General features: G+C 66.2%; 25 protein-coding genes. 8 read left to right on the top strand and 17 right to left on the bottom strand.

Annotated elements, in window-relative coordinates:
• Positions 1-2: 2 nt before the first annotated feature.
• The 8 genes from M3P36_RS02445 to M3P36_RS02480 all read right to left on the bottom strand — a co-directional run bounded on the left by M3P36_RS02445 (position 3) and on the right by M3P36_RS02480 (position 7,366).
• Positions 3-476: a disulfide bond formation protein B gene (locus tag M3P36_RS02445; RefSeq protein WP_249700139.1), complete on the bottom strand. Its 474-nt coding sequence runs from the start codon at positions 474-476 to the stop codon at positions 3-5.
• A gap of 7 nt (positions 477-483) precedes the next feature.
• Complete coding sequence (locus M3P36_RS02450; RefSeq protein ID WP_249700147.1) at positions 484-1,839, bottom strand: S41 family peptidase; 1,356 nt, start codon at positions 1,837-1,839, stop codon at positions 484-486.
• A 90-nt stretch (positions 1,840-1,929) separates the two neighbouring features.
• Entirely contained in the window at positions 1,930-3,135 is a 1,206-nt protein-coding gene (locus M3P36_RS02455; protein ID WP_249700159.1) for a murein hydrolase activator EnvC family protein, read from the bottom strand.
• Between the two features lie 4 nt (positions 3,136-3,139).
• Positions 3,140-3,562 carry a 23S rRNA (pseudouridine(1915)-N(3))-methyltransferase RlmH gene (locus tag M3P36_RS02460; protein WP_249700162.1) on the bottom strand — a complete coding sequence of 141 codons (423 nt, stop codon included), beginning with the start codon at positions 3,560-3,562 and terminating at the stop codon, positions 3,140-3,142.
• A 262-nt stretch (positions 3,563-3,824) separates the two neighbouring features.
• Positions 3,825-4,199: a ribosome silencing factor gene (rsfS, locus tag M3P36_RS02465; RefSeq protein ID WP_249700618.1), complete on the bottom strand. Its 375-nt coding sequence runs from the start codon at positions 4,197-4,199 to the stop codon at positions 3,825-3,827.
• A gap of 142 nt (positions 4,200-4,341) precedes the next feature.
• Complete coding sequence (locus M3P36_RS02470; RefSeq protein ID WP_249700173.1) at positions 4,342-5,028, bottom strand: nicotinate-nucleotide adenylyltransferase; 687 nt, start codon at positions 5,026-5,028, stop codon at positions 4,342-4,344.
• Positions 5,025-6,077: an aldo/keto reductase gene (locus M3P36_RS02475; RefSeq protein ID WP_249700176.1), complete on the bottom strand. Its 1,053-nt coding sequence runs from the start codon at positions 6,075-6,077 to the stop codon at positions 5,025-5,027. The genes M3P36_RS02470 and M3P36_RS02475 overlap by 4 nt, the downstream gene beginning before the upstream one ends.
• A gap of 14 nt (positions 6,078-6,091) precedes the next feature.
• Positions 6,092-7,366 carry a glutamate-5-semialdehyde dehydrogenase gene (locus M3P36_RS02480; RefSeq protein ID WP_249700197.1) on the bottom strand — a complete coding sequence of 425 codons (1,275 nt, stop codon included), beginning with the start codon at positions 7,364-7,366 and terminating at the stop codon, positions 6,092-6,094.
• Positions 7,367-7,630: 264 nt separating this feature from the next.
• On the opposite strand from M3P36_RS02480, the gene M3P36_RS02485 reads away from it, so the two are divergent.
• A complete protein-coding gene (locus M3P36_RS02485; RefSeq protein WP_249700199.1) occupies positions 7,631-8,812 on the top strand; it encodes a M23 family metallopeptidase in 1,182 nt (393 codons plus the stop codon).
• The gene (locus tag M3P36_RS02490) at positions 8,802-9,182 is read left to right on the top strand and encodes a bactofilin family protein (protein WP_249700208.1); all 381 of its coding nucleotides are present in this window, start codon (positions 8,802-8,804) and stop codon (positions 9,180-9,182) included. Before M3P36_RS02485 ends, M3P36_RS02490 begins: the two co-directional genes overlap by 11 nt.
• Positions 9,183-9,258: 76 nt before the next feature.
• On the opposite strand, the gene M3P36_RS02495 is transcribed toward M3P36_RS02490, so the two are convergent.
• From M3P36_RS02495 to M3P36_RS02515, 5 genes are all read right to left on the bottom strand, one after another.
• Positions 9,259-9,954, bottom strand: coding sequence for a DUF1013 domain-containing protein (locus M3P36_RS02495; RefSeq protein WP_249700217.1), 696 nt, complete (start codon positions 9,952-9,954; stop codon positions 9,259-9,261).
• A gap of 163 nt (positions 9,955-10,117) precedes the next feature.
• Positions 10,118-11,161 (bottom strand): glycosyltransferase family 4 protein, encoded by a 1,044-nt coding sequence (locus tag M3P36_RS02500; RefSeq protein WP_249700225.1) that lies wholly within the window; start codon positions 11,159-11,161, stop codon positions 10,118-10,120.
• Positions 11,161-12,087: a UDP-2,3-diacylglucosamine diphosphatase gene (locus M3P36_RS02505; protein WP_502798349.1), complete on the bottom strand. Its 927-nt coding sequence runs from the start codon at positions 12,085-12,087 to the stop codon at positions 11,161-11,163. The genes M3P36_RS02500 and M3P36_RS02505 overlap by 1 nt, the downstream gene beginning before the upstream one ends.
• Before the next feature lie 120 nt (positions 12,088-12,207).
• Positions 12,208-13,122, bottom strand: coding sequence for a DUF8021 domain-containing protein (locus M3P36_RS02510; RefSeq protein ID WP_249700236.1), 915 nt, complete (start codon positions 13,120-13,122; stop codon positions 12,208-12,210).
• A gap of 2 nt (positions 13,123-13,124) precedes the next feature.
• Entirely contained in the window at positions 13,125-14,114 is a 990-nt protein-coding gene (locus M3P36_RS02515) for an NAD(P)H-quinone oxidoreductase (protein WP_249700620.1), read from the bottom strand.
• Between the two features lie 114 nt (positions 14,115-14,228).
• On the opposite strand from M3P36_RS02515, the gene M3P36_RS02520 reads away from it, so the two are divergent.
• From M3P36_RS02520 to M3P36_RS02545, 6 genes are all read left to right on the top strand, one after another.
• The gene (locus M3P36_RS02520) at positions 14,229-14,432 is read left to right on the top strand and encodes a DUF1192 domain-containing protein (protein WP_249700246.1); all 204 of its coding nucleotides are present in this window, start codon (positions 14,229-14,231) and stop codon (positions 14,430-14,432) included.
• Between the two features lie 133 nt (positions 14,433-14,565).
• Positions 14,566-16,929, top strand: a complete 2,364-nt coding sequence (clpA, locus tag M3P36_RS02525) for an ATP-dependent Clp protease ATP-binding subunit ClpA (protein WP_249700257.1) — start codon at positions 14,566-14,568, stop codon at positions 16,927-16,929.
• A gap of 71 nt (positions 16,930-17,000) precedes the next feature.
• A complete protein-coding gene (locus tag M3P36_RS02530; protein ID WP_249700267.1) occupies positions 17,001-18,005 on the top strand; it encodes a ligase-associated DNA damage response exonuclease in 1,005 nt (334 codons plus the stop codon).
• 149 nt (positions 18,006-18,154) lie between these two features.
• Positions 18,155-19,753 (top strand): cisplatin damage response ATP-dependent DNA ligase, encoded by a 1,599-nt coding sequence (locus tag M3P36_RS02535; protein ID WP_249700277.1) that lies wholly within the window; start codon positions 18,155-18,157, stop codon positions 19,751-19,753.
• Positions 19,754-19,802: 49 nt separating this feature from the next.
• Positions 19,803-20,207 carry a group II truncated hemoglobin gene (locus M3P36_RS02540; RefSeq protein ID WP_249700290.1) on the top strand — a complete coding sequence of 135 codons (405 nt, stop codon included), beginning with the start codon at positions 19,803-19,805 and terminating at the stop codon, positions 20,205-20,207.
• A gap of 30 nt (positions 20,208-20,237) precedes the next feature.
• Positions 20,238-20,894 carry a YoaK family protein gene (locus tag M3P36_RS02545; protein ID WP_249700293.1) on the top strand — a complete coding sequence of 219 codons (657 nt, stop codon included), beginning with the start codon at positions 20,238-20,240 and terminating at the stop codon, positions 20,892-20,894.
• Here the strand turns inward: M3P36_RS02545 and M3P36_RS02550 are convergent.
• From M3P36_RS02550 to hemB, 4 genes are read right to left on the bottom strand one after another with little or no spacing between them, the layout of a single operon-like run.
• The gene (locus tag M3P36_RS02550) at positions 20,882-21,160 is read right to left on the bottom strand and encodes a DUF167 domain-containing protein (RefSeq protein ID WP_249700302.1); all 279 of its coding nucleotides are present in this window, start codon (positions 21,158-21,160) and stop codon (positions 20,882-20,884) included. The two genes, M3P36_RS02545 and M3P36_RS02550, sit on opposite strands and share 13 nt — an antisense overlap.
• Positions 21,141-21,734 (bottom strand): gamma carbonic anhydrase family protein, encoded by a 594-nt coding sequence (locus M3P36_RS02555; protein ID WP_249700305.1) that lies wholly within the window; start codon positions 21,732-21,734, stop codon positions 21,141-21,143. The genes M3P36_RS02550 and M3P36_RS02555 overlap by 20 nt, the downstream gene beginning before the upstream one ends.
• Positions 21,731-22,303 (bottom strand): GNAT family N-acetyltransferase, encoded by a 573-nt coding sequence (locus M3P36_RS02560; protein WP_249700307.1) that lies wholly within the window; start codon positions 22,301-22,303, stop codon positions 21,731-21,733. Before M3P36_RS02560 ends, M3P36_RS02555 begins: the two co-directional genes overlap by 4 nt.
• Complete coding sequence (hemB, locus tag M3P36_RS02565) at positions 22,296-23,303, bottom strand: porphobilinogen synthase (protein ID WP_249700313.1); 1,008 nt, start codon at positions 23,301-23,303, stop codon at positions 22,296-22,298. The genes M3P36_RS02560 and hemB overlap by 8 nt, the downstream gene beginning before the upstream one ends.
• Positions 23,304-23,314 lie beyond the last annotated feature (11 nt).

Consider the following 23,314-nt stretch of genomic DNA (forward strand, 5'->3'; position numbering starts at 1 on the left):
CATTACCTTCTGGTCTTCTTTCGCAGCAGGGCGAATATGGTGATCGCCCCGCCAATCGAAAAGATCGCGTTGAACCCGGCAAGCGAGATACCCATCAGGGTCCAGGCTGGAATGTCGCACGAAATCGTCGGCTGGGCCAGGATCGCCTCCAGCGCATCGCCGCCGGTGGTGGGCGCCAGGGCGCAGGCGGTGATCCCTTCCCACCAGTCATATTCGACCCCGGCATGGAACACGCCGATCAGGCCCGAGACCAGGATCGCGACAGCCGCCAGCCCCACCAGCGGGCGGCGCTGGGGCGGCATGGCATAGGCGGCAATGGCGAAGACCAGTGCGGCGAAATGCGGCCAGCGCTGCCACCAGCACATCTCGCACGGATAGAGGCCGAAGCCATATTGCGACACATAGGCGCCCGCCAGCAACAGTGCCGGAATGGCCAGCGCCAGCCGCTGGGCGTGGAATTCCCCCTTGCGCATCATCCCAGACCTAGTTGCGAGAAGCAGGGGCAGCGCGCGTAGCCACAGTCACCCGCGACGTGCGGCGCAGGGTTTCCAGCGCATAGTGCAGCTGGAAGTCCTCGATGCCCTGTTCCTCCAGCTCGGCCGAGGTAAGCAGGAAGCGCGGGTCGTCGATCCGGTCGCGTTCCAGCGCCTCGTCCTCGCGGTTGATCTCGTTGACGAGGTGACCGCGCAGGTCGCTTTCGCGCAGGGCATAGCGCTGGCGCCGCTCGGCATCGGGATCGGACAGCTGGGGCACGCGGATATCGGGCGCGATCCCGCCTTCCTGCACACTGCGGCCCGAAGGGGTATAGTAGCGCGCGGTGGTGAGCTTCAGGGCCGAATCGCGGGTCAGCGGCAGCAGGGTCTGCACCGAACCCTTGCCGAAGCTGCGCTCGCCCATCACCAGCGCCCGGTCATGGTCCTGCAGCGCACCGGCCACGATCTCGCTGGCCGAGGCCGAGCCTTCATCGATCAGCACGATGATCGGCACGCCTGCGGCAGCATCGCCGCGATAATAGGTCTCGGCCTGGTAGAACACCGTGTCGGCGCGGTTGCGGCCGCGCTGCGAGACGATCTGGCCGGAGGACAGGAACAGGTCCGACAGGGCCACGGCCTCATCCAGCGAACCGCCGGGATTGCGCCTGAGGTCGAGCACCAGGCCCGACAGCCTGCCACCAGCTTCACTGCGCAGGGCGGCCAGCGCAGCGTTGACATCGGCCCCCACGTCGCGGCTGAATTCGTTGACGCTGATGTGGCCTATGTTGCCAGCCATCAATTCATGGGTCACCGGCTCAAGGTCGATCACGCCACGCGTCACGGTGACTTCCAGCGGCTCGTCACGGCCGGGGCGGAACAGGGTGAGGTCCACCGTGGTGCCCGCCACGCCGCGCATCTGTGCCACGGCATCGTTGATATCCAGCCCGAAGATCAGGCTGCCATCGATATGTGTGATGAAATCGCCCGCCTTGATTCCGGCTTCCTCTGCCGGACTGCCGCGGAACGGGCTGACCACCTTGACCGCGCCATCGTCCATCTGGATCGAAATGCCGAGGCCCTGGTAATTGCCGTCAATCATCGTCTCCAGCCGCTCAAGCGAGGCACCGTCCAGATAGGCCGAATGCGGATCAAGCGCAGCCAGCATCCCGTCGATCGCGCCGCGGATCAGCACCTCGTCCTCCACCGGCTCCACGTAACTCGCCTTGATCCGCTGGTAGGTGGCGAACAACCGGGCGAACTCGGGCGAGGCGCGGCTTTCGACCTGGGCGAACCCCGCCGTGGTGGCAGGCAGCAGCGCAATGGCCGTGCACAAGGCGGCAGCACGAAGAACGGGAGCGAATTTCATCAGCGGTCTGTTCCTGTCATATCCCAGCAGCGTTGTATCGCAGGCCCGGGCTTAACGCCAGATGAGGATCGGCACGGCCAAAGTGGGGTATCAGCGCGCGAATTCCAGCGGATTGACCGCCTCGCCATCGCGACGCAGTTCCAGCGTCACGGTGGGCCTACCCGGCCCCGCCACGCCGATTGGCGCGCCGCCGACCAGTTCGTCGCCCACGGCCACGTCGCTGCGGGCGAGGCCGGTGACAAGGCTGGTCCAGCCGCCCGCGTGCTCGATAATCACGATCCGGCCATAGCCGCGATAGGGCCCGGCAAAGGCCACCCGGCCCGCTGCTGGTGCCACTACCTGGGCATTGGATCGCGGGGCCAGCGTCAGCCCCTGGCTCAGCACCCCGCTTACCGGCGCGCCGAATCCGGTTACCGTGCGGCCGGCGACCGGCAGGATATATGGCGCGGGCGCGCCGACAGGTGCACTGGCAGAAGTGATCGCTGCGGGCTCCTCGGCGACAAGCGGCGCATTTCCTTCGGGCCGCAGCAGGGGTCCGGGAAGTTCGGCGAGGCGGTTGCGCAGCACGGCGGCACGGTCAAGCTCGCCCACCAGGGCATCGAGATCACGCGCCTGTTCGCCCAGGGCCAGCGCCCGTTCGGCCTCGCGGCTGGCCAGGCTTCCCGCCTCGCGCGCGGCGAGTCGCTGGCGCGCTTCGAGTGCGGCCAGTTCGGTGCGCCGCTCGGCCAGTGCAGCTTCCTCCTGCCGCAGGACCTGCGTGGCCTGTGTGGTTTCCTGCCGCAACACGGCCTGTCGATCGATCGCGGCGCGCAGGGCCACGGTGCGCGCCTCGACCTGCGGCACGGTGCTGGCCATCACGGCGCGTAGGTAAACCAGATCGCGCACTTCGCCCGGACGCAGCAGCGACAGGGCGACGGGACGGCGCGAGAACTGCTGCAGGGCGGCAGTCAGGGTAACGATGGGGCGCTGTTCGCGGCCAAGGGCACTGCGCAGCCGCGCCTGTTCCTCGCCAATCAGGGCCAGCCGCGCATCGGCGGCGGCGATCCCGGCTTCGGCCTGCTGGACCCGCGCGGCAAGCGCGGCGGCCTGGCGGGCGGTGCGATCGACCGCGTCCTGGCTGGCGGCGGCCTCGGCTTCCAGCCGGACGGAGCGCGCTTCTGCCGCCTCGCGCTCGGCCAGGGCCTGTTGCAGGGCGGCGCGGGTCTCGCCCGCGTCCTCGAACACCGGCGCGCGCTGGGCCATGGCAGCAGTGCCAAGCACGGCGCAGGCAAACAGCAGGACGAGCATACGCGACATGGCGCTATCCTGACCTGTGATAGGGGTGTCCGGCAAGGATTGATGTGGCGCGGAACAGTTGTTCGGCCAGCATGGCGCGGGCCAGCAGGTGCGGCCAGGTGGCACGCCCGAAAGCCAGCAGCAGGTCGGCCTGCCCCCGCTCCTCGTCGGAATGGCCATCCGCCGCACCCAGCACGAAGCGGCATTCGCGCATCCCGCCATCGCGCCATTTTTCGAGGATGGCGGCGAGTTCCTCCGACGACAGGTCGCGCCCCTTCTCGTCCAGCAGCACGGTGCGGCACGGGGTCAGCGGATCGGGAATGCGGCCGCCTGTTTCGGGCAGTTCTGTGAGCTTGAAGGGCCAGGTCAGGCGCTTTTCATAGCGCTGGACCAGTTGCTCTTCCGGCGAGCGGGCGATCTTTCCGCGAGCGATGATGTGGAGGAGCATTTTTTGTTTCGCCTCAAGCGGATCCCTTGCTTTCCGCACCCCCATCTGGGGGCGCGGTCCTCGGTGCTGATCCCTGCACTACGCTTCGGGGCACCTGCGGGCGGGCGTTTGCCCTATGTGGTCCGCTTGTCGCGGACCAGACCAGCTTACCGAGGAAGCGCGGGGACGGGCCGGAGGCCCGCAAGGCCGACCGGCCGTCGCGCGTCGCCGCGCGGTAGCCTAAGGGGCCGGATGGCCCCGCCGGCGCTTGAGGCAAGACAAGTCAGGCCATTCCGACCTTTTCGTCGCCGAAGCCCCACATCCTCTCAAGGTTGTAGAAGCTGCGCACTTCGGGGCGGAACAGGTGGACCACCACGTCGCCGGTGTCGATCAACACCCAGTCGGCTGCGGGCAGGCCTTCCACGCGCGGCGGGGCATAGCCGTTCTGCTTGACCTTCTCGGCCAGCTTGCTCGCCATGGCAGCGACCTGCCGGGTGGATCGGCCCGAGGCGATGATCATGTGATCCGCGATCGAGCTCTTGCCTTCCAGCGGGATGGAAACGAGGTCCTGCGCCTGATCTTCATCGAGCTGTTCGAGAATCAGGGCGTGGAGCGAGCCGGGTTCGGCGGTGATGCTGTGGTCTGGATTGCTGGTCATGGAAATGATGGTTGCGGTGCCGGAAACTGCCGGGTGGGCTTGCGCCATGTGCGGGCTATCGGTCATCGCGACGTGTCATGCTCCTGTGTCGAATGAATGGAGAATACCGACCCATAGCAGACATGCGACAGGCCGGAGCGCCTCATGCGTCCCGGTCCGGTGCTTGACTGCGAAGTAGGGAATGCGTGACTTCGTCCCGAAGAACCGGCCCAAGTGCCGGACCATGTGCAAGGCCGGAAAACCGGCTCGCCCAGTGCGGATCCGCCTGCCTTATGGCCGTGGCCGAGCGCGGATCGGGATCGAAACGCAATTCTATCAGCGCCGGTGCGCTCCATTCGCCCCGGTTGGACAATCGGGCTGCGGACAACCGGTAACGCCGCAGCCAAGCCATCGCGGGGCTCGCGATAGCGGCGTCATCATAGCCGGGGCGGGCAATGACCGCAATCGGCAATTCGCGGGCGATCTGCCGCCAGTTCTTCCAGCGGTGGAACTGGGCCAGGTTGTCGGCCCCCATCAGCCACACGAACCGACGTTTGGGATAGCGCCGCTTCAGCGCGCGCAGGGTATCCACGGTATAGCGGGTGGCGAGCTCCTGCTCGATCGCTGTCACCCTGATCGGCGCCCGCCGCGCCTGCCTTTGCGCCGAGCGGAAGCGCGCAGCGAGTAGGGCCATGTTGCTCTGCGGTTTCAACGGGTTGCCGGGCGAAACCAGCCACCAGGCCTCGTCCAGCCCGAGCGCGTCGATGGCGAACAGCGTCACCCGCCGGTGACCGCGATGGGCAGGGTTGAAGCTGCCGCCCAGCAGCCCGGTGATCGGGCCTCGCTTCACCTGTTCGGACGGCGCGGCGTTACGCGGAAGCCGTGCCGCACGTCCTGCGCCTTGATCGCCCAGGCGGGGTATTCATCGTCGAGCTTGCCCACGGCGTCCAGCGCGGCGAGCTCTTCATGGGTCAGTTCGATATCGCTCGCGGCGAGGTTCTGCGCCAGCTGTTCGGGCCGCTTGGCCCCCATGATCACGCTGGCGGTGACCGGCTGGTGAAGCAGCCAGGCGAGCGCAATGGCCGCCACCCCCACGCCGCGCGCCTCTGCCATCGGCCGCATCGCCGCCACGGCCTCTGCCGCCATGCGCTTGTCGGCGCGGGGGAAATCGAGCTTTGCCCGCCGCCCCTCGCCCGACACCGCGCCATCTTCGCCAAAATCGTACTTGCCCGACAGCAGGCCGCCCACCAGCGGGCTCCACACCATCAGGCCGAGGCCTTCGCTGAGCATCATGGGCACGATTTCGCGCTCCAGCTCGCGGCCCGAGACGGCGTAGAACGCCTGGTTGGAGACGAACCTGTCCCAGCCGCGCAATTCGGCAATGCCCAGCCCCTTGGCGATCTGCCACGCCGCCCAGTTCGATACCCCGACATAGCGCGCCCTCCCGCTGCGCACGATGTCCTCCAGCGCGCGCAGGCCCTCCTCCATCGGGGTGTTGGGATCCCAGCCGTGGATCTGGTAGAGATCGACATGGTCGAGCCCCAGCCGCGTCAGGCTGGCGTCGATCTGGTGGAGCAGGTGGACGCGGCCATAGCCGCCATCGTTCGGCCCCTCGCCCATCGGCCCCATGCCCTTGGTGGCGATCACCACCTGGTCGCGGGCAATACCGAGGTCGCGCAGCGCCTGGCCGGTGAACTGTTCGCTCTGCCCCATGGAATAGACATTGGCCGTGTCGATGAAGTTGACGCCGGCATCCAGCGCCTGTTTCATCAGCGCGGTCGAGCCTGCCTGGTCGAGATCATGCTGGAAGAAGGCGCTGGGTGCCGTGCCGAAGGTCATGGCCCCCAGGCACAGCTCCGATACGACCAGCCCCGATTGGCCAAGGCGGTTGTAACGCATCGCCAATTCTCCCCTTAGGGCCGCGCCTGCCCGCTGCCGTGCACCTGCCACTTGTAGGTCGTCAGCCCCTCCAGCGCCACGGGTCCGCGCGCATGGAGCCGCCCGGTGGCAATGCCGATTTCCGCGCCCAACCCGAATTCGCCGCCATCGGCAAACTGGGTGGAGGCATTGTGCATCACGATGGCCGAATCGACCTCGGCCAGGAAGCGGTCTGCCACGGCAGCATCGCCGGTGATGATCGCTTCTGTGTGGCCGCTGGAATGGCGCGCGATGTGGTCCATCGCCGCTTCCACCCCGTCCACCACGGCAACCGAGGCCACGGCGTCGAGATATTCGGTGTCCCAGTCTTCCGCCGAGGCCGCCTTGATGCGCGGATCGAGCGCCTGTGCGCGGGCATCGCCGCGCAATTCGCACCCGGCATCGAGCAATGCGCCCACGACCTCGACCGAGCCGGGGAAGGCAGCGTCGAGCAGCAGGGTTTCCAGCGCCCCGCAAATGCCCGTGCGGCGCATCTTGGCATTGACTGCCAGCTCCTTTGCCATCGCGGGTTCGGCGGCGGCATGGACATAGGTGTGGCAGATACCATCAAGGTGGGCGAGCACCGGCACGCGGGCATCATTCTGCACCCGTTCGACCAGGCTCTTGCCCCCGCGCGGCACGATCATGTCAATGAGGCCCGCCGCAGCCAGCATGGCACCCACGGCTGCGCGGTCCTGCGTGGGGACAAGCTGGATCGCTTCGGCCGGAACGCCTGCGCTCGCCAGCCCTTCGGACATGGCAGCAGCAATGGCCCGGTTGGAATGGACCGCTTCGCTTCCGCCGCGCAGCAGCGCCGCATTGCCCGACATCAGGCACAGCGCGGCGGCGTCTGCCGTTACATTGGGGCGGCTTTCATAGATGATCCCGATGAGGCCGATGGGAATGCGGCGGCGCACCAGGTCCATGCCCGCCAGCGCCGTGCTGCGGTCGATCACCTGGCCGACGGGATCGGGCAGGCGGGCGACATTCTCGATCGCCCCGGCAATGCCTTCCAGCCGCTTGGCATCCAGCCGCAGCCGGTCGAGCATGGCACCCGACAGGCCGCGCGCCTCGCCTGCCGCGATATCCTGCGCATTGGCTGCGAGGATCGGCCCGGCATGGGCGCGAAGGGTCGCGGCGGCTGCCATCAGGGCAGCGGCCTTGGCCTCGGTCGGCATCTGCGCCAGCACCCGCTGCGCGCGCCGCCCCGCCCGCGCCAGCCCTTCGACCAGCGTGGTTACATCGTCCTGCAAAAGCTCTGCCTGTTCCATGGTGCGGGCGGATAACACCCGGCTGGCCGCTTGTCAGGAGGAATCACGCGAATCGGCGTGGTGCTGGCTAAGTAACCGAATCTGTCGCGTTTATCCAAATCGCGTTTCGTTCCGCGCCGTCGAAAATATATTTCCACCGTGAGGATCGACTCGTCGCATTGTGCCTTCGATTCGCCCCAAAGGTTAACACCAGCCATCGACTCGCTGCGTGTTGCCGCTAACCAGACCTCCGACGGGGACTGAAGCAACACTTAAGGGGTCGTCTTGGACAAGCATACCGCCGGCGGTTTTTGGGACCGTCTGCGGGCCTGGTTTCCCGAGCGTGAGTTCTTCATGCGCTCGCACGGACAGGTCCGTTTTCTTACCGTAACCACACGCATGCAGATGACTGCCGCCGGGCTTGCCGCCGTAGCGCTGCTCGGCTGGGGTGGCTCGATGGGCGCGATGGCGATCAGCCAGTACCGTGCCAGTTCCGAACGCGCTTCGCTGCTGACCCGCGAAGCCCAGGTCGCCAAGGCGGAAGACCGACTGGAAGTCTATCGCGACGATCTTTCCGCCACCACCGAGGACCTCGCCAAGCGGCAGGACTATCTCGACGAAATCCTCAACATGCTGCCCGAAGACCTGCTGGCCGCCAGTGAAAGCGATGCCCCGGTTTCCGATTCCGCGGAAGAGGCCGCCGAACTTATCGGCCTGATCGAAGGCGCCATTCCCGAAGCAGCGGGCCTTGCCCGCCTCGAAGCGCGCCAGCTCGCCTTCGTCGAACGCCTCACCCGCTATGCCGACAGCCGCGCCAGCCGTACCGAACAGGCGATCCGTTCGCTGGGCCTCGATCCGCGCAGCGTGATGGTCCGTGACGAGGATGCCATGGGTGGTCCGCTGGAAATGCTGGCATCGGATGCCAAAGGCTCGCTCGACCCCCGGTTCGAACGGCTGGCCCTTAGCCTTGCCCGCATGGGTGATTTGGAACGCGGGCTGAGTGGTATTCCGCAGGTCATGCCGGCCGACATGCGCAACATTTCCTCGGGCTTCGGCATTCGCCGCGATCCGTTCACCGGCCGCGCCGCGATGCACTCCGGGCTCGATTTCCGCGGGCCGATGGGCGCGCCGATCCACTCTGCCGCCGATGGCCGCGTGACATTCGTTGGCAACAAGGCTGGCTATGGCCGCACGGTGGAAGTCACCCACAGCGACGGGATGATGACCCGTTATGCCCACATGTCGCGCTTCGATGCGCGCGTCGGGCAGGAAGTCACCGCCGGCACGGTGATCGGCCGGATCGGCAGTTCGGGCCGTTCGACCGGCCCGCACCTCCATTTCGAAGTCCATATCAATGGCCGCCCGGTCAACCCGCGGCCTTTCCTGGAGTCCGCCCCCGATGTTCTCGAAGAAGTCCGCGCGGGCCACACCGCGCACAGCGCCGAGAGCCACAACCATGGCCGCTAGTGGCTCGACCTTTTCGGTGATCGGCACCGATGTCACCATCCGCGGCGATGTCGAGGCTTCGGCCGACCTCCATGTCGATGGCACGGTGCTGGGCGACCTGGCCTGCGCCAACCTGGTGCAGGGCGAGGCGAGCCGCATCGAAGGCGCCATCACCGCCGAACGCGCGCGCCTCTCGGGCCACGTCAAGGGCACGATCACCACGCGCGACCTGGTGGTGCTGAAAAGCGCCCGGATCGAAGGCGACGTGGCCTATGAAACACTGACCATCGAACAGGGTGCGGCGGTCGAAGGCCGGTTTGCGCCGCGCGGCGCAGTGCGCACTACCGGTAAAACGGAAGATGGTGAGCCCAAGCTGACCCTGGCCAGCTAAGCGCTCGACCGGCAACGGATACGAAAAGGGCGGCCTTGTGGGGCCGCCCTTTCTGTTTTCATCCAGGCGAAAAGGTTCAGCCCTCGCCAGCCTCGGCAGCGCGCTTGGCTTCGAGCCATGCTTCGGCTTCGGCTTCCTGTGCCGCGCGGGCGGCAGCGGCGACAGAGGCGGTGCGCTCGGCCTTCAGTTCCTCGATCAGCACTTCGCGGTCGTCGCGGCGGACGGGGGCGTTCTCGTCCACAACCGGCTCTTCCACCGGCTGGCCGGCAGCGGCCTTCTTGGCGGCGCGGGCCACGGCGGCATCGAGTTCACGCTGCGAACACAGGCCGAGGGTAACCGGATCCTTGGCCGTTATGTTCGAGATGTTCCAGTGGCTCCGCTCGCGGATCGCCTGGATCGTGTTGCGCGTGGTGCCGATCAGCTTGCCGATCTGCGCGTCGGAAATCTCCGGGTGGTTGCGGATGATCCAGGCGATGCCATCGGGCTTGTCCTGCCGCTTGGACACCGGGGTATAGCGCGGGCCCTTGGTGCGGCTGACATCGACCGGGGCCTTCTGCATCTTCAGGCGGTATTCGGTATCGGCCTGGCCGCGCTCGATCTCCTCGTGCGTCAGTTCGCCCGAGTGGACCGGATCGCGCCCGGTGTACTTGGAGCTGGCGAGGTCGTCGGCCATGGCCTGGACTTCGAGAATGTGCAGGCCGCAGAATTCCGAGATCTGCTCGAAGCTCAGGGCGGTGTTGTCGACCAGCCACGAGGCGGTCGCATGGGGCATCAGGGGAGTGGGCTGGGCCACGTCAAATCTCCGAAATGTCGGGCGCGAAAATCGCGCCGGAAATAAAAGGGCCGCCCCTTGCGGAGCGGCCGTTACCCTTGCGGTCTAGTCGCTTGCGCCGCGATGGGCAAGCATTTGAGTCAGGGGCGGGTGGCGGGTGCGCTCAGGCCGGATGCGGCGAGAGCATGGCGGGCACCTCGGGCTGGCCCAGTGGCTGCAAGGCGGCAAGGAACTGCTGCGCACTCGCCCGCCAGCCGAACGACCGGCCATGGGCGCTGCAATCGCTGCGGTCCAGCGTCAAGGCCATGGCGATCGCCCGGTCGAGGTCATCGTCCATCACGCCGGACCGGGGCGACAGCACGTCGAGCGGGCCGGCCACCGGATAGGCCGCCACCGGCGTGCCGCAGGCCAGGGCCTCGATCATCACCAGCCCGAAAGTGTCCGTGCGGCTGGGAAACACGAACACGTCCGCCCCGGCATAGCAGGCCGCCAGGTCCGCTCCGCCAAGCTGGCCAAGGAAATGCGCCTCGGGAAAGCGGGCGCGCAGGGATTCCAGCGCCGGACCATGGCCCACCACCACCTTGCTGCCGGGATGGCTGGACCCAAGGAAGGCCTCGATGTTCTTTTCCACCGCCACCCGCCCGACATAGAGCTGGATCGGGCGCGGCAGGCCGAGGAACAGGTCGGGCGGCGGATAGTCCGGGTGGAACAGGGCCGTATCCACGCCCCGGCTCCAGTGGCGCAACTGCTCCAGCCCCTGTGCGCGCAGTTCGCACCGGATCGTCTCGGTCGCCACCATGATCGCGGCGGCGGGGCGGTGGAAGCGGCGGATGACCGGCCAGATCCAGCTTGCCGGAAGCCCGGTGCGGCGCGCCACATAGTCAGGAAACTGGGTGTGATAGGCGGTGGTGAAGGCGCGGCCATTCCTCAGGCACCAATGGCGGGCAGACCAGCCGAGCGGGCCTTCGGTGGCAATATGGATGGCGTCAGGACGCATCCGCGCCAGCATGTCGCCAACCCGGCCCGGCCCGGCCAGCGCCAGGCGGATTTCGGGATAGGACGGGCATGGGACCGAACGAAACCGGTCGGGAGAGATGATTTCCACCTCGTGCCCTAGGCTGCGCAATTCGCCGCTCACGCTGGCCAGAGTGCGGACCACGCCGTTGACCTGCGGGGCCCAGGCATCGGTGACGAGAGCTATCTTCATCAGGCTGCTTCAAGCACGACAGCGGGCACAGCCGGAACAGCCCGCGCCGCCGCTTCGGCCTGGCGCCGCGCCACTTCGGCCGGCCAGTGGAGGATTTCCATCCGCCCGTCGTCATGTTCGACCAGGGCATTGCAGCCTTCCACCCAGTCGCCGTCGTTCCAGTATTCGATCTGCCGGCCGTTGTGGGTGAACATCCGGTGTTCGGCAGTATGGATATGGCCGCAGACCACGCCATCCACCCCGCGCTCCCCTGCCGCGCGGGCGACCACTTCTTCATAGTGCGAGATGAACTCAACCGCGTTCTTGACCTTGTGCTTGGCCATCTTGGACAGCGACCAGTAGGGCAGGTCGAACCGCCGCCGCACCGCATTGACCCACAGGTTCAGGCCCATCAGCAGGTGGTAGGCCGCGTCCCCGACGAAGGCGAGCCAGCGGTGGGCCAGCATGATCGTGTCGAATTCGTCGCCATGCAGCACCATCAGGCGGCGGCCATCGGCGGTATCGTGGAAGGCCGCGCGCCGGATCTCCACCCCGCCGAAGTTCAGCCCGGTGAACTGACGGAACATCTCGTCATGGTTGCCGGGGATATAGACGATCCGCGTCCCCCGCTTGGCGCGCTTGAGGATCCGGCGGACGATGTCGTTGTGGCTGGCCGGCCAGTAGAACTTCTTCTTCAGCCGCCACCCGTCGATGATGTCGCCAACCAGGTACATCGTTTCGGAATCGACAGAGTCGAGGAAGTCGATCAGCAGTCCGGCGTTGCAGCCCTTGGTGCCGAGGTGGACATCGCTGATCCACACCGTGCGGAACTTGCGCCGTTCACCTGAAACCGGCTCGGGGATCGATGGCTCCTGCCGTTCGAAATCCGCCAGCCGTGCCACGACCGGGCTATTGCCCAGATTGCCTTCGAGATAGTCCCCGAACATGGTGCGGGATCCCTTATTGCCTGTCATGGCTAAAGGCCTATGCCGAAGGTTTGTTACACCCTGCGCTCATTTGCGAGTCAGATTGGCGACAACATGACCGACTTGTGACAGCTGGACCTGTCAGCCCTCCACCAGATAGGGCTGCGGGGCGATCCACGGGCTGACCATGTTGTAGGGCACGGTCACGAACACCGCTTCCACCTCGGCGATCTTGCCATCGACGATCTTGAACAGTTCGAGCAGCACGAAGCTGTGGGGGAAATGGAAGATCGACTTGTGGCGGCTGCCATCGGTCCAGGTGACATCGGTCACCTTGCCGGCATGGTCGATGAACCCGGCCGCCAGGACCACGCCCTTTTCCTCGTCCACCAGCGGGTAACGCCGGTCGCGCAGGCGGTCGTCATAGATGTACTGTCCCAGCCGGAACTGGTCGGCCGTGCCCATCTTCGCGATGGGATAGCCTTCGATATCGACATTGGTGGTCTGCAGCCCGTTCTCGATCCGGTCGCATTCGTCGGTAAAGTGGGTGAACAGCTTGCCATCGTTGAGCTGGATCGTGTCGAAATAGCCATCGGCAATGGAGATCAGACGCGCGCGCGGGGTACGCTGCTCCACCGGCACATCGGCCAGCAGCAGCGGGCGCGGGGCCTTTTCATAGCCGCTGATCTCCGGGAACGGCCCCAGTTCGTGGGCGCGGCAGACGATGGTCTCGACCTCGCAGATCCCGTCTTCGGCAAAGGCCAGCCGCAGGGCCAAGATGGCCGGATGCCCGCTTTCCTCGATCACCCCGAACCAGCTTGCCTGCCCGTCTTCCAGGTCAGCGTGCTTCAGGTCATAGTCGGGCCGGACGGCGGAAATGGTGTTCCACAAGCCATCGCCGATGCGCATCTGCACATTGTTCTCGGTGAAAATGACATCGGGCGAGAACACCAGGCCCGAAGGATCGCGGGCCGCCAGCGCGGCGAGGTAATCGTCCACTGCGCCCAGCAGGTCTGCCCGGTCCCACTGTTCAACCGGATGCGATGATAGGGTCATGTTCAATCCTCTCCTGTCAGGTCGAGCACGATCTTTCCGACATGCTCGCCCGCTTCCATTCTTCGGTGGGCATCTGCCGCGGCGGCCAGCGCAAAGCTGCGATCCATCTGCGGTCTGAGCACACCCTCTGCCACCAGCGGCCACACGTTCTGCGCGATGTCGTCCGCCAGGGCAGTCTTGAAGGCGTCGGACCGGGGGCGCAAGGTCGAACCGGTCATCGTCTGGCGGCGGACCATCAGCTTGCCCATGTGGACCTCGGCCACTGGACCGCCCAGCGTCGCAATGGTCACCAGTCGCCCTTCGATGGCAAGGCAATCAAGATTGCGCTGGGTATAGGTGCCCGCCACCACATCAAGGATTACGTCTGCCCCCTTGCCGCCGGTCAGCGCCTTTACCTGCTCGACGAAATCGGCGGTGCGATAGTTGATCGCATGGTTTGCACCCACATCCAGCGCAGCAGTGCATTTATCGTCCGACCCGCAGGTGACGATCACGGTCACGCCGAACAGCCTGGCCAGCTTGGTCGCCATGGTGCCGATCCCGCTGGTCCCGCCATGGACCAGCAGCACCTCGCCATCGCGCACCATGCCGCGCTGGAACACGTTGTGCCACACGGTGAACAGCGTTTCGGGCATGGCGGCGGCCTCTGCCAGTGACAGGCCGCGCGGCACGGGCAGGCAGTGGCCCGCCACGGCGAGGCAATATTCGGCATAGCCCCCGCCGTTCACCAGAGCGCAGACCCTCTGGCCCAGCAACTCCACGTCCGCGCCATCGCCTATGGCCACGACAGTTCCGGCAATCTCCAGCCCTGGCAGGTCGCTGGCACCCGGCGGCGGTGGATAGAGCCCGGCGCGTTGCAGGCAATCGGGGCGGTTCACGCCTGCATGGCTGACCCGCACCAGCACCTGCCCCGGCCCCGGCTGCGGCACCTCCCGCTCCACCAGCTGCAATACTTCCGGTCCGCCGGGCGCAGTGATCCCCACCGCCCGCATCCTGTTCGGCAAATCAAACACGAATTATCCCCAAGTCACATCTTGCTGTAACCCCTATTCCCTAGGGTTGCAGCCCATTGACAGCAAGCGGGCATGGGGCGATGCTGCGATGCAATGGAAGACGATCTTCCCCGCAAGCGCGGTGACGCGGCAGGCCTCCTGGCAAAGGAGCCGCTCGACAGCTATTCGCAGGACGAGCTGATGGAGCGGATCGCCCAGCTCGAAGCCGAAATTGCCCGCGTGAAGGCACAACACGCCAAGGCTGCCGACCATCGCAAGCTGGCCGACATGCTGTTCAAGCCGAAAAGTCAGAGCTGATGGGCCGGGGCGGCCCTTCGTACCCCTCGCAATCGCGCCGCTGCGACATATATCGTTGGTATCAAGGCGGGCGGCAGCATTCAGCCAATCGCAACTCATGTGGCGCTATCATGCGCCCGAAAGACAGGTAATCATGGCAAGGTTCGCACAAAACCTCGAAAAATCGCTCCACAACGCGCTGCAGCACGCGACTGATCGCGCGCATGAATATGCCACGCTCGAACACCTGTTGCTGGCCCTGGTGGATGACGAGGATGCGGGCGAAGTGATGACTGCCTGCGGGGTGGACCTGCCCGAACTGGGCAACGTGGTGCGCCAGTACCTCGACCAGGAATACCAGTCATTGAAAACCGATGATGACGAGGATCCCAAGCCCACCGCCGGGTTCCAGCGGGTGATCCAGCGCGCCATCCTCCACGTGCAGAGCAGCGGCAAGGACATGGTCACCGGCGCCAATGTGCTGGTCGCGCTGTTTTCCGAGCGCGACAGCTATGCGGTCTATTTCCTCCAGCAGCAGGATATGAGCCGGCTGGATGCGGTCAGCTTCATTTCGCACGGCATCGGCAAGAACGGCCGCCAGATCGAAAACCGCCCGCCTTCGGGCAGCGAAGAGCCGGAAGTTTCCCGCGCGGCGGACGAAAAGCCGGAAAAGAACAAGAAGGATTCCGCGCTCGACCAGTTCTGCGTCAACCTCAACCAGAAGGCGCTGGATGGCCGGATCGACCCGCTCATCGGGCGCGGGCCGGAAGTGGACCGGACGATCCAGATCCTCTGCCGCCGGTCGAAGAACAACCCGCTCTACGTGGGCGACCCGGGCGTGGGCAAGACGGCCATTGCCGAAGGCCTTGCGCGCAAGATTGTCGAAGGCGAAGTGCCCGAAGTGCTGGAAGATGCCGTCATCTACAGCCTCGACATGGGTGCCCTTCTGGCCGGTACGCGCTATCGCGGCGATTTCGAGGAGCGGCTGAAGCAGGTCGTCAACGAACTCGAGAAAATGCCGGAAGCCGTTCTTTTCATTGATGAAATTCACACGGTGATTGGTGCCGGCGCGACCAGCGGCGGGGCGATGGATGCCTCCAACCTGTTGAAGCCCGCGCTGTCATCGGGCGCTATCCGCTGCATCGGCTCGACCACCTACAAGGAATTCCGCAACCACTTCGAAAAGGACCGGGCCCTCCTGCGCCGGTTCCAGAAGATCGACGTGAACGAACCCACGGTGGAAGACACGATCAAGATCCTCAAGGGCCTGCGCACCGCCTTCGAGGAGCATCACAAGGTCAAGTATACGCCCGAGGCGATCAAGACCGCGGTGGAACTGTCGGCTCGCTACATCAACGACCGCAAGCTGCCCGACAAGGCGATCGACGTGATCGACGAGGCAGGCGCCATGCAGATGCTCGTGCCGCCCAGCCGCCGCCGCAAGACGCTGACCGCCAAGGATATCGAAAAGGTGATCGCCACCATGGCGCGCATCCCGCCGAAATCGGTCAGCAAGGACGACAAGGCCGCGCTGGCCAGCCTCGACAAGGACCTGAAGCGCGTCGTCTTCGGCCAGGACGAGGCCATCGGCCAGCTCGCCACAGCGATGAAGCTGAGCCGTGCGGGCCTGCGCGATCCGGACAAGCCCATCGGCTCGTTCCTGTTTTCCGGCCCCACCGGCGTAGGCAAGACCGAAGTCGCCCGCCAGCTCGCCCAGATCATGGGGATTGAGCTGAAGCGCTTCGACATGTCGGAATATATGGAACGCCACAGCGTCTCCCGCCTGATCGGCGCGCCTCCGGGCTATGTCGGCTATGACCAGGGCGGCCTGCTTACCGATGCAATCGACCAGCACCCGCATTGCGTGCTGCTGCTCGACGAGATCGAGAAAGCCCACCCCGACCTGTTCAACATCCTGCTGCAGGTGATGGATAACGGCCGCCTGACCGACCATCACGGCAAGACGGTGGACTTCCGCAACGTGGTCCTCATCATGACGACCAATGCCGGTGCATCGGACGCTGCCAAGCAGGGAATCGGCTTTGGTGCCGGGACCAAGCACGAGGCACAGGAAGAGGCGGTGAAGAAGATGTTCACGCCTGAATTCCGCAACCGCCTCGATGCCGTGGTGCCCTTTGCCTATCTCGGGACCGAGATCGTCAGCCGGGTGGTGGACAAGTTCATCCTCCAGCTCGAACTGCAGCTGGCCGACCAGAACGTCCATATCCAGTTCGACAGCGATGCCCGCGAGTGGCTGGCCAAGCGCGGCTATGACAAGATGATGGGTGCGCGGCCCATGGCGCGGCTGATCCAGGAAAAGGTCAAGCAGCCGCTGGCGGAAGAACTGCTGTTCGGCAAGCTGGCCCAGGGCGGCGAAGTCCATGTGAGCATGAAGGACGACAAGCTCGCCTTCGAACTCACCCCCGCCGCGCCCAAGGCCTCGCGGCCCAAGAAGCCGCGCAAGGCCGCTGCCAAGCAACCTGATGCCCCGGCCGAGGAAGATTCGACCGAAGACTGAGGCTCGGCTTCAGACAGGTACCAAAGGGCGGTGCTGGAACTCCAGCGCCGCCCTTGCCATTTAGGCAGCCTATGAGCGCACCCTTCTCCTGGATCCGCCCCGATCCGCACGGCATCCGCATCCTCCCGGCAAATGCCTGGATCGATCCGGCCAGGCCGGTGGACCGGGCCCTTGTCACCCACGGCCATGCCGACCACGCTCGGGGCGGCCACGGCGAGACGATTGCCACGCCGGCCACCCTCGCCATCATGAAGTTGCGCTACGCGACTTCTGCCGGGGCCATACCGGTGGAATACGGTGAGACGGTCGCACTGGGTGGCGGCGTCAGCGCCACCTACATTCCCGCCGGCCACGTGCTCGGCAGCGCGCAGATCCTGCTGGAGCACGCGGGCGAGAGGGTAGTGATAACCGGCGATTACAAGCGCCGCGCCGATCCCACCTGTCCCCCGTTCGAAGTCACCCCCTGCGACGTGTTCATTACCGAGGCGACCTTCGGCCTGCCACTGTTCACTCATCCGCCGATCGAGGAGGAGATCGCCAAGCTGCTCGCCCGGATGGGGGCCGAGCCGGACAGGTGCGTGCTGGTAGGCGCCTATGCGCTGGGCAAGGCGCAGCGGGTGATCGCCGAATTGCGGCAGGCAGGCCACCATGCGCCGATCTACCTCCACGGCGCGATGGAGAAGATGTGCCACCTTTATGAGGATTTCGGGGTGGGCCTGGGCGAACTGCGGCTGGTGGCCGACACGCCGAAAGACGAAATGCGCGGGGCCATCGTGGTCTGCCCGCCGTCGGCCCTGGGCGACAGGTGGAGCCGCCGCCTGCCCGATCCGGTCACCGCCATGGCCAGTGGCTGGATGCGCGTGCGCCAGCGCGCCCGCCAGCGCGGGGTGGAACTGCCGCTGGTCATCTCCGACCATGCCGACTGGCACGAACTGACCCGCACGGTGGAGGAAGTGAACCCGGCGGAAACCTGGATCACCCACGGCCGTGAGGAAGCCCTGCTGCGCTGGCACCAGCTCCACCAGCGCCGCGCCCGCGCCCTGGCGCTGGTCGGCTATGAAGACGAGGATGACTGAGCGGCGCAAATTCCTCCCCGAAACGGGGAGGGGGACCGCCCGAAGGGGGGTGGTGGGGGCTTGCCGCACAAGGCTACCTCGCGCCGGTACGCCGACTCCCTCCACCACCTTGCAGGTAGTCCCCCTCCCCATGCTGGGGAGGATCTAGCATGCAGCATTTCGCCGCCCTGCTCGATGCGCTGACCTATACGACCGGGCGCAATGCCAAACTGCGGCTGATCGCGGATTACCTCCTTGCCACGCCCGATCCCGATCGCGGCTGGGCCATGGCGGCCCTCACCGGCGGGCTCGATTTTCCGGCGGTCAAGAGCTCCACCGTGCGCGCGCTGATGCACGAGCGGGTCGATCCGGTACTGTGGTCACTGAGCCGCGATTTCGTGGGGGATACGGCCGAGACCGCCAGCCTGCTGTGGCCCGCGCCCGCCACAATTGACGTCACGCCGCCGCCCAGCCTTGACGAAGTGGTGGGCCGCCTGTCCGCCATGACCCGCCAGTCCGTCATGCGCGACCTGCCGCTGCTGCTCGACCGGCTGGACGAACCGGGCCGCTATGCCCTGATCAAGCTTGCCACCGGAGCCTTGCGTGCAGGCGTATCGGCGCGGCTGGCACGCACGGCCTTTGCCCTGGCCTTTGCCGTGCCGATCGACGAGGTGGAGGAGTACTGGCACGGGCAGCAGCCGCCCTATGCCCCGCTGTTCGCCTGGGCGGCAGACGGCGCGCCGCCGCCGCGCACCGATCACCTGCCGCTGTTCCGCCCCTTCATGCTGGCCCACCCGCTGGAGGAAACCGAAGTCGATCTGGCGGACTATGTCGCCGAGTGGAAATGGGACGGCATCCGCGTGCAACTGGTCCGCGTGAACGGCGAGACGCGCGCCTATTCGCGCTCGGGCGATGATATCTCGGCCAGCTTCCCTGAAATGGTCGCGGCTCTTCCGGTCGATGCCGTGCTCGATGGCGAATTGCTGGTGCGCGGCAGCCACCAGGGCGGCGAAAGTGGCGGCGCGGCCAGTTTCAACGCATTGCAGCAGCGGTTGGGCCGCAAGACCGTGTCGAAAGCCATGCTGGCCAATTACCCCGCCTTCGTGCGGCTCTATGACGTCATGGTGCTTGATGGCGAGGACTTGCGCCCGCTGCCCTGGACCGAACGACGCCAGCGGCTGGAATCGCTAATGGAGCACCTCCCCGCCAGCCATTTCGACCTGTCGCCGCTGGTCGAAGCGCCCGATTTCGCCGCCCTCGCCGCCATCCGCGAGGGCGCACGCGACGAGGCGATCGAGGGGCTTATGCTCAAGCGGCGCGACAGCCCCTATGTGTCGGGCCGCCGGGTCGGCCTGTGGTACAAGTGGAAGCGCGATCCGCTGCTGGTCGATTGCGTGCTGATGTATGCCCAGCGCGGCAGCGGCAAACGCTCCAGCTTCTATTCCGACTATACCTTCGGCTGCTGGGACGGTGATCCTGACCAGGGGGCCGACCTGCTGCCGGTCGGCAAGGCCTATTCCGGCTTTACCGACGAGGAACTGGCCCTGCTCGACAAGCATGTCCGCCAGAACACCACCCAGCGCTTCGGTCCGGTGCGCGAGACGACGCGGAGCCTGGTGTTCGAGGTGGCCTTCGATTCGGTCCACACCAGCAAGCGCCACAAGTCGGGGCTGGCCATGCGTTTCCCGCGCATCCGCCGCATCCGCTGGGACAAGCCCGCGCACGAGGCCGACCGGATCGACGCACTGCGGGCACTGATCAAGGATTGACTTTGCGGCAGGTCAAGGTGCTGGGCGGGACCGGTGCTAGGCAGGCCTCATGCAGGAAACCGCCCTAACCCCGTTCGACCGCATCGGCGGACGCACTGCCATCGCCCGGATCGTGGACCGGTTCTATGACCTGATGGACGGCGAGCCGCGCTTTGCAGCTTTGCGCGCCATGCACGGTGCTGACCTTGGCCCGATGCGCCACTCGCTCACCGGATTTCTCACCGGCTGGGCAGGCGGCCCGCGCGACTGGTTCGAGCAGAACCCCGACAAATGCATGATGAGCGCGCACGGAGGCCTGCCCATTACTCCCAAAACCGCCGCGCAATGGATCGAAGCCATGGCGGCGGCCTTTGCCGACTGCGGCCTCGCCGATCATCCGGTGGGGGTGCTGATGATGGATCGCTTCAAGATGATGGCGCGCGGTATGGCGGGCAACCACACCACCGCAGATTGAATTTCCCTGCGGTGCGGCGCAGTATAGGGCATGATCCAGCTTGATCGCGCCGAACGCCTGCTTGCCTATGCCATCGCGGGGGTAGCGGGGTTCGTCGATGCCTCGGGCTTCCTGGCGGCGGACCGCTTCTTCGTTTCGTTCATGTCGGGCAATACCACGCGGCTGGGGGTGGAACTGGCGCGCGATGCCGGTCCCGCGCTGGTTGCGGGCCTGCTGCTGGCGGGCTTCGTGCTGGGCGTGGCAGCGGGCGCATTGGTGGCCGAACATTTCGGTGCGCGCCGCAAGACTGCCGTGCTGGCCTTGTCGGCAATGCTGCTGCTGATTGCGGCCGGAGGGCAGGCGGCGGGCAGCACCGAACTGTTCCTTGGCGGGGCCGTGCTGGCCATGGGGGCGATCAACAATGTGTTCCGCAGGGATGGCGGAGTGGCGCTGGGCGTGACCTATATGACCGGCGCGCTGGTGCGCATGGGCGAAGGACTGGCAGGCTGGATCGGCGGCAGCGGCAGGGGCGGCAAGGGCGCGCTGGCCAGCCTGATCCTGTGGGCCAGCCTGGCAAGTGGCGGTTTCCTCGGCGCGATTGCCTTTCTCGGCTGGCCGGAAGCGGCGCCCTGGCTGGCCTGCCTGTGGGCGCTGGCGCTGGTACTTGTGGCAGCGGAAATCGAACGGAAGTCCGCTCAGCCCAGTTGAACCAGCTTGTCGCGCGAAGTTGCGCCGCGCAACAAGTGGAGCCGTGAGGGCGCGCAGCCGAGTGCCGTTGCCAGAAGGGCGAGGACCGCCTCGTTCGCCGCGCCGTCCTGCGGCTTCACGCGCGTTTTCACCAGCACGCGGTTGTTCTCGATCACCACGGATTCGCTGCGCGCGCCCGGCGTTACCCGCACCGCAAGCCGCCCTTCGCCATCGGCCAGCGCACGGATCGCTTCCGCTTCGGGCAGGTCAGCTTTCGGCCGCGCCATGACCGCGCAGTTCGGCAAGGTGGCGCTCTGCCAGGCGGCAATAGCGTTCCGTCTGGAAGCGGATCTTGGCGATCTGGCTTTCGTCCTGCGCCCGGAAGAATTTGGCCGGGCGGCCGACCCACACTTCGCCCGCCGGGATCACCTTGCCGGGGCTGAGAAGGGCGCCTGCCCCCAGCATCGCGCCGGGGCCGATCCGGCTGGCATCCATCGCCACCGCGCCCATGCCGACAAAGCCGCCGTCCTCCACCGTGGCTCCGTGGACGATGGCCATGTGGCCGATCACGCAATCCTCGCCGATCAGGGTGGGCAGGCCCTCTGTCGGCACGGAGGCTTCGGGCCGCGGGCCTTCGACGTGGATTACCGTGCCATCCTGCACGTTCGACCGCGCGCCGACGACGATGCGGTGGATGTCGCCGCGCAGCACGCAGTTGTACCACACGCTCGCCTGCGGGCCGATTGTCACATCGCCAATGATCCTCGCGCCGGGGGCAATAAACGCACTGTCGTGGATTTGCGGCACCTTGCCCTCGAACGGCAGGATCGTGGCCCCGGGGAAGCGTGGATCGGCAGTCATCTTGTGGCCCATTCCTCGCGGGTGATTTGGTAGACGATCGTCGGATTATCGATCGGCGGATAATCGGGATCGTGAAACTCGAGCGCGGGCGCGCGGGTCATGCCGACCGCCTCCATCAGGCTCCAGCTGGCCACGTTTCGATTCGATGCCTGTGCCACCACGAATTCAGCACCGTGATCCTCAAAGGCCCAGCGCAGAACTGCATCAACCGCCTCGCGGGCATAGCCGCGCCGCCAGCGGTCCTCGCGCACCAGCCAGCCGATTTCCAGATCGCCCGGATTAGGCGCATGGATGTCATCGACCCGCTTGAGCCCGCAATGGCCCACCAGTGCGCCACCATCCCGCTCGAACATCAGCAGGAAGCAGAACCCTTCGGCAGCAAAGGTGGCTGCAGAGCGGGCCAGCCGCTCGTCAATCTGGGCGCGGGTTATCACGCCTGCCAGATGCTCCATCACCGTCGGGGTATTGAGCACGGTGAACACAGCGCCCGTATCCTGCATCTCGCCTGCATCAGACGCCTGCGGACAGCGCAGATCCAGCCGTGCGGTTTGCAGTACCGCTTCAGCCATTGAGCAGCCGCGCCGCCAAAGGCGCGTGATAGGTCAGCACGCCGGAACAGCCCGCGCGCTTGAAGGCCAGCAGGGTCTCCATCACCAGCGCATCGCGATCCCCTGCGCCGGCCGCTGCTGCCGCTTCGATCATCGCATATTCGCCGCTGACCTGGTAGGCGAAGACCGGCACATCGAACCGCGCCTTCACCTGTGCGACGATATCGAGGTAGGGCAGGCCGGGCTTGACCATCACGCTGTCGGCGCCCTCGGCAATGTCCAGCGCCACTTCGCGGCACGCTTCCAGCGCATTGGCCGGGTCCATCTGGTAGCCCTTCTTGTCGCCTTTCAGCAGGCCGCCTGAACCCACCGCATCGCGGAACGGGCCGTAGAAGGCACTGGCATATTTGGCGGCATAGGACATGATCTGCACATCATGATGCCCGCCTGATTCCAGCGCGGCACGGATCGCGCCGATGCGGCCATCCATCATGTCGCTGGGCGCAATGATATCGGCCCCGGCGCGCGCCTGGTTCAGTGCCTGGTCCACCAGCACGGCGACCGTATCATCGTTCACCACGCGGCCCGCCTGGTCCACCAGCCCGTCCTGCCCGTGGCTGGTATAGGGATCCAGCGCCACGTCGGTCAGCACGCCGATCCCCTCGCCGCAGGCCTGCTTGATGGCGCGGATTGCCTGGCACATCAGGTTGTCGGGATTGACCGCCTCGGCCCCGTCCTCGCTGCGGCGATCGTGCGGCGTATTGGGGAACAGCGCCACGCATGGGATACCCAGGGCCATGGCCTCCTTCGTCCGCTCGGCCACCAGGTCGACCGACCAGCGCGAGACGCCGGGCAGCGAGCCGACGGGTTCTTCCACGCCCTTGCCGCCGGTCACGAACAGCGGCCAGATCAAGTCTGCCGGGGTCAGCACGGTCTCGCGGTGGAGTGCCCGGCTCCAGCCGGCAGAGCGGCTACGGCGCAAACGGGTGGCTGGATAGCTGGCGGAATGGCTGGTGTTCATGGGCGAGCGTC

It is taken from the genome of Altererythrobacter sp. KTW20L (assembly GCF_023501975.1).
GTDB lineage: Bacteria > Pseudomonadota > Alphaproteobacteria > Sphingomonadales > Sphingomonadaceae > Alteraurantiacibacter.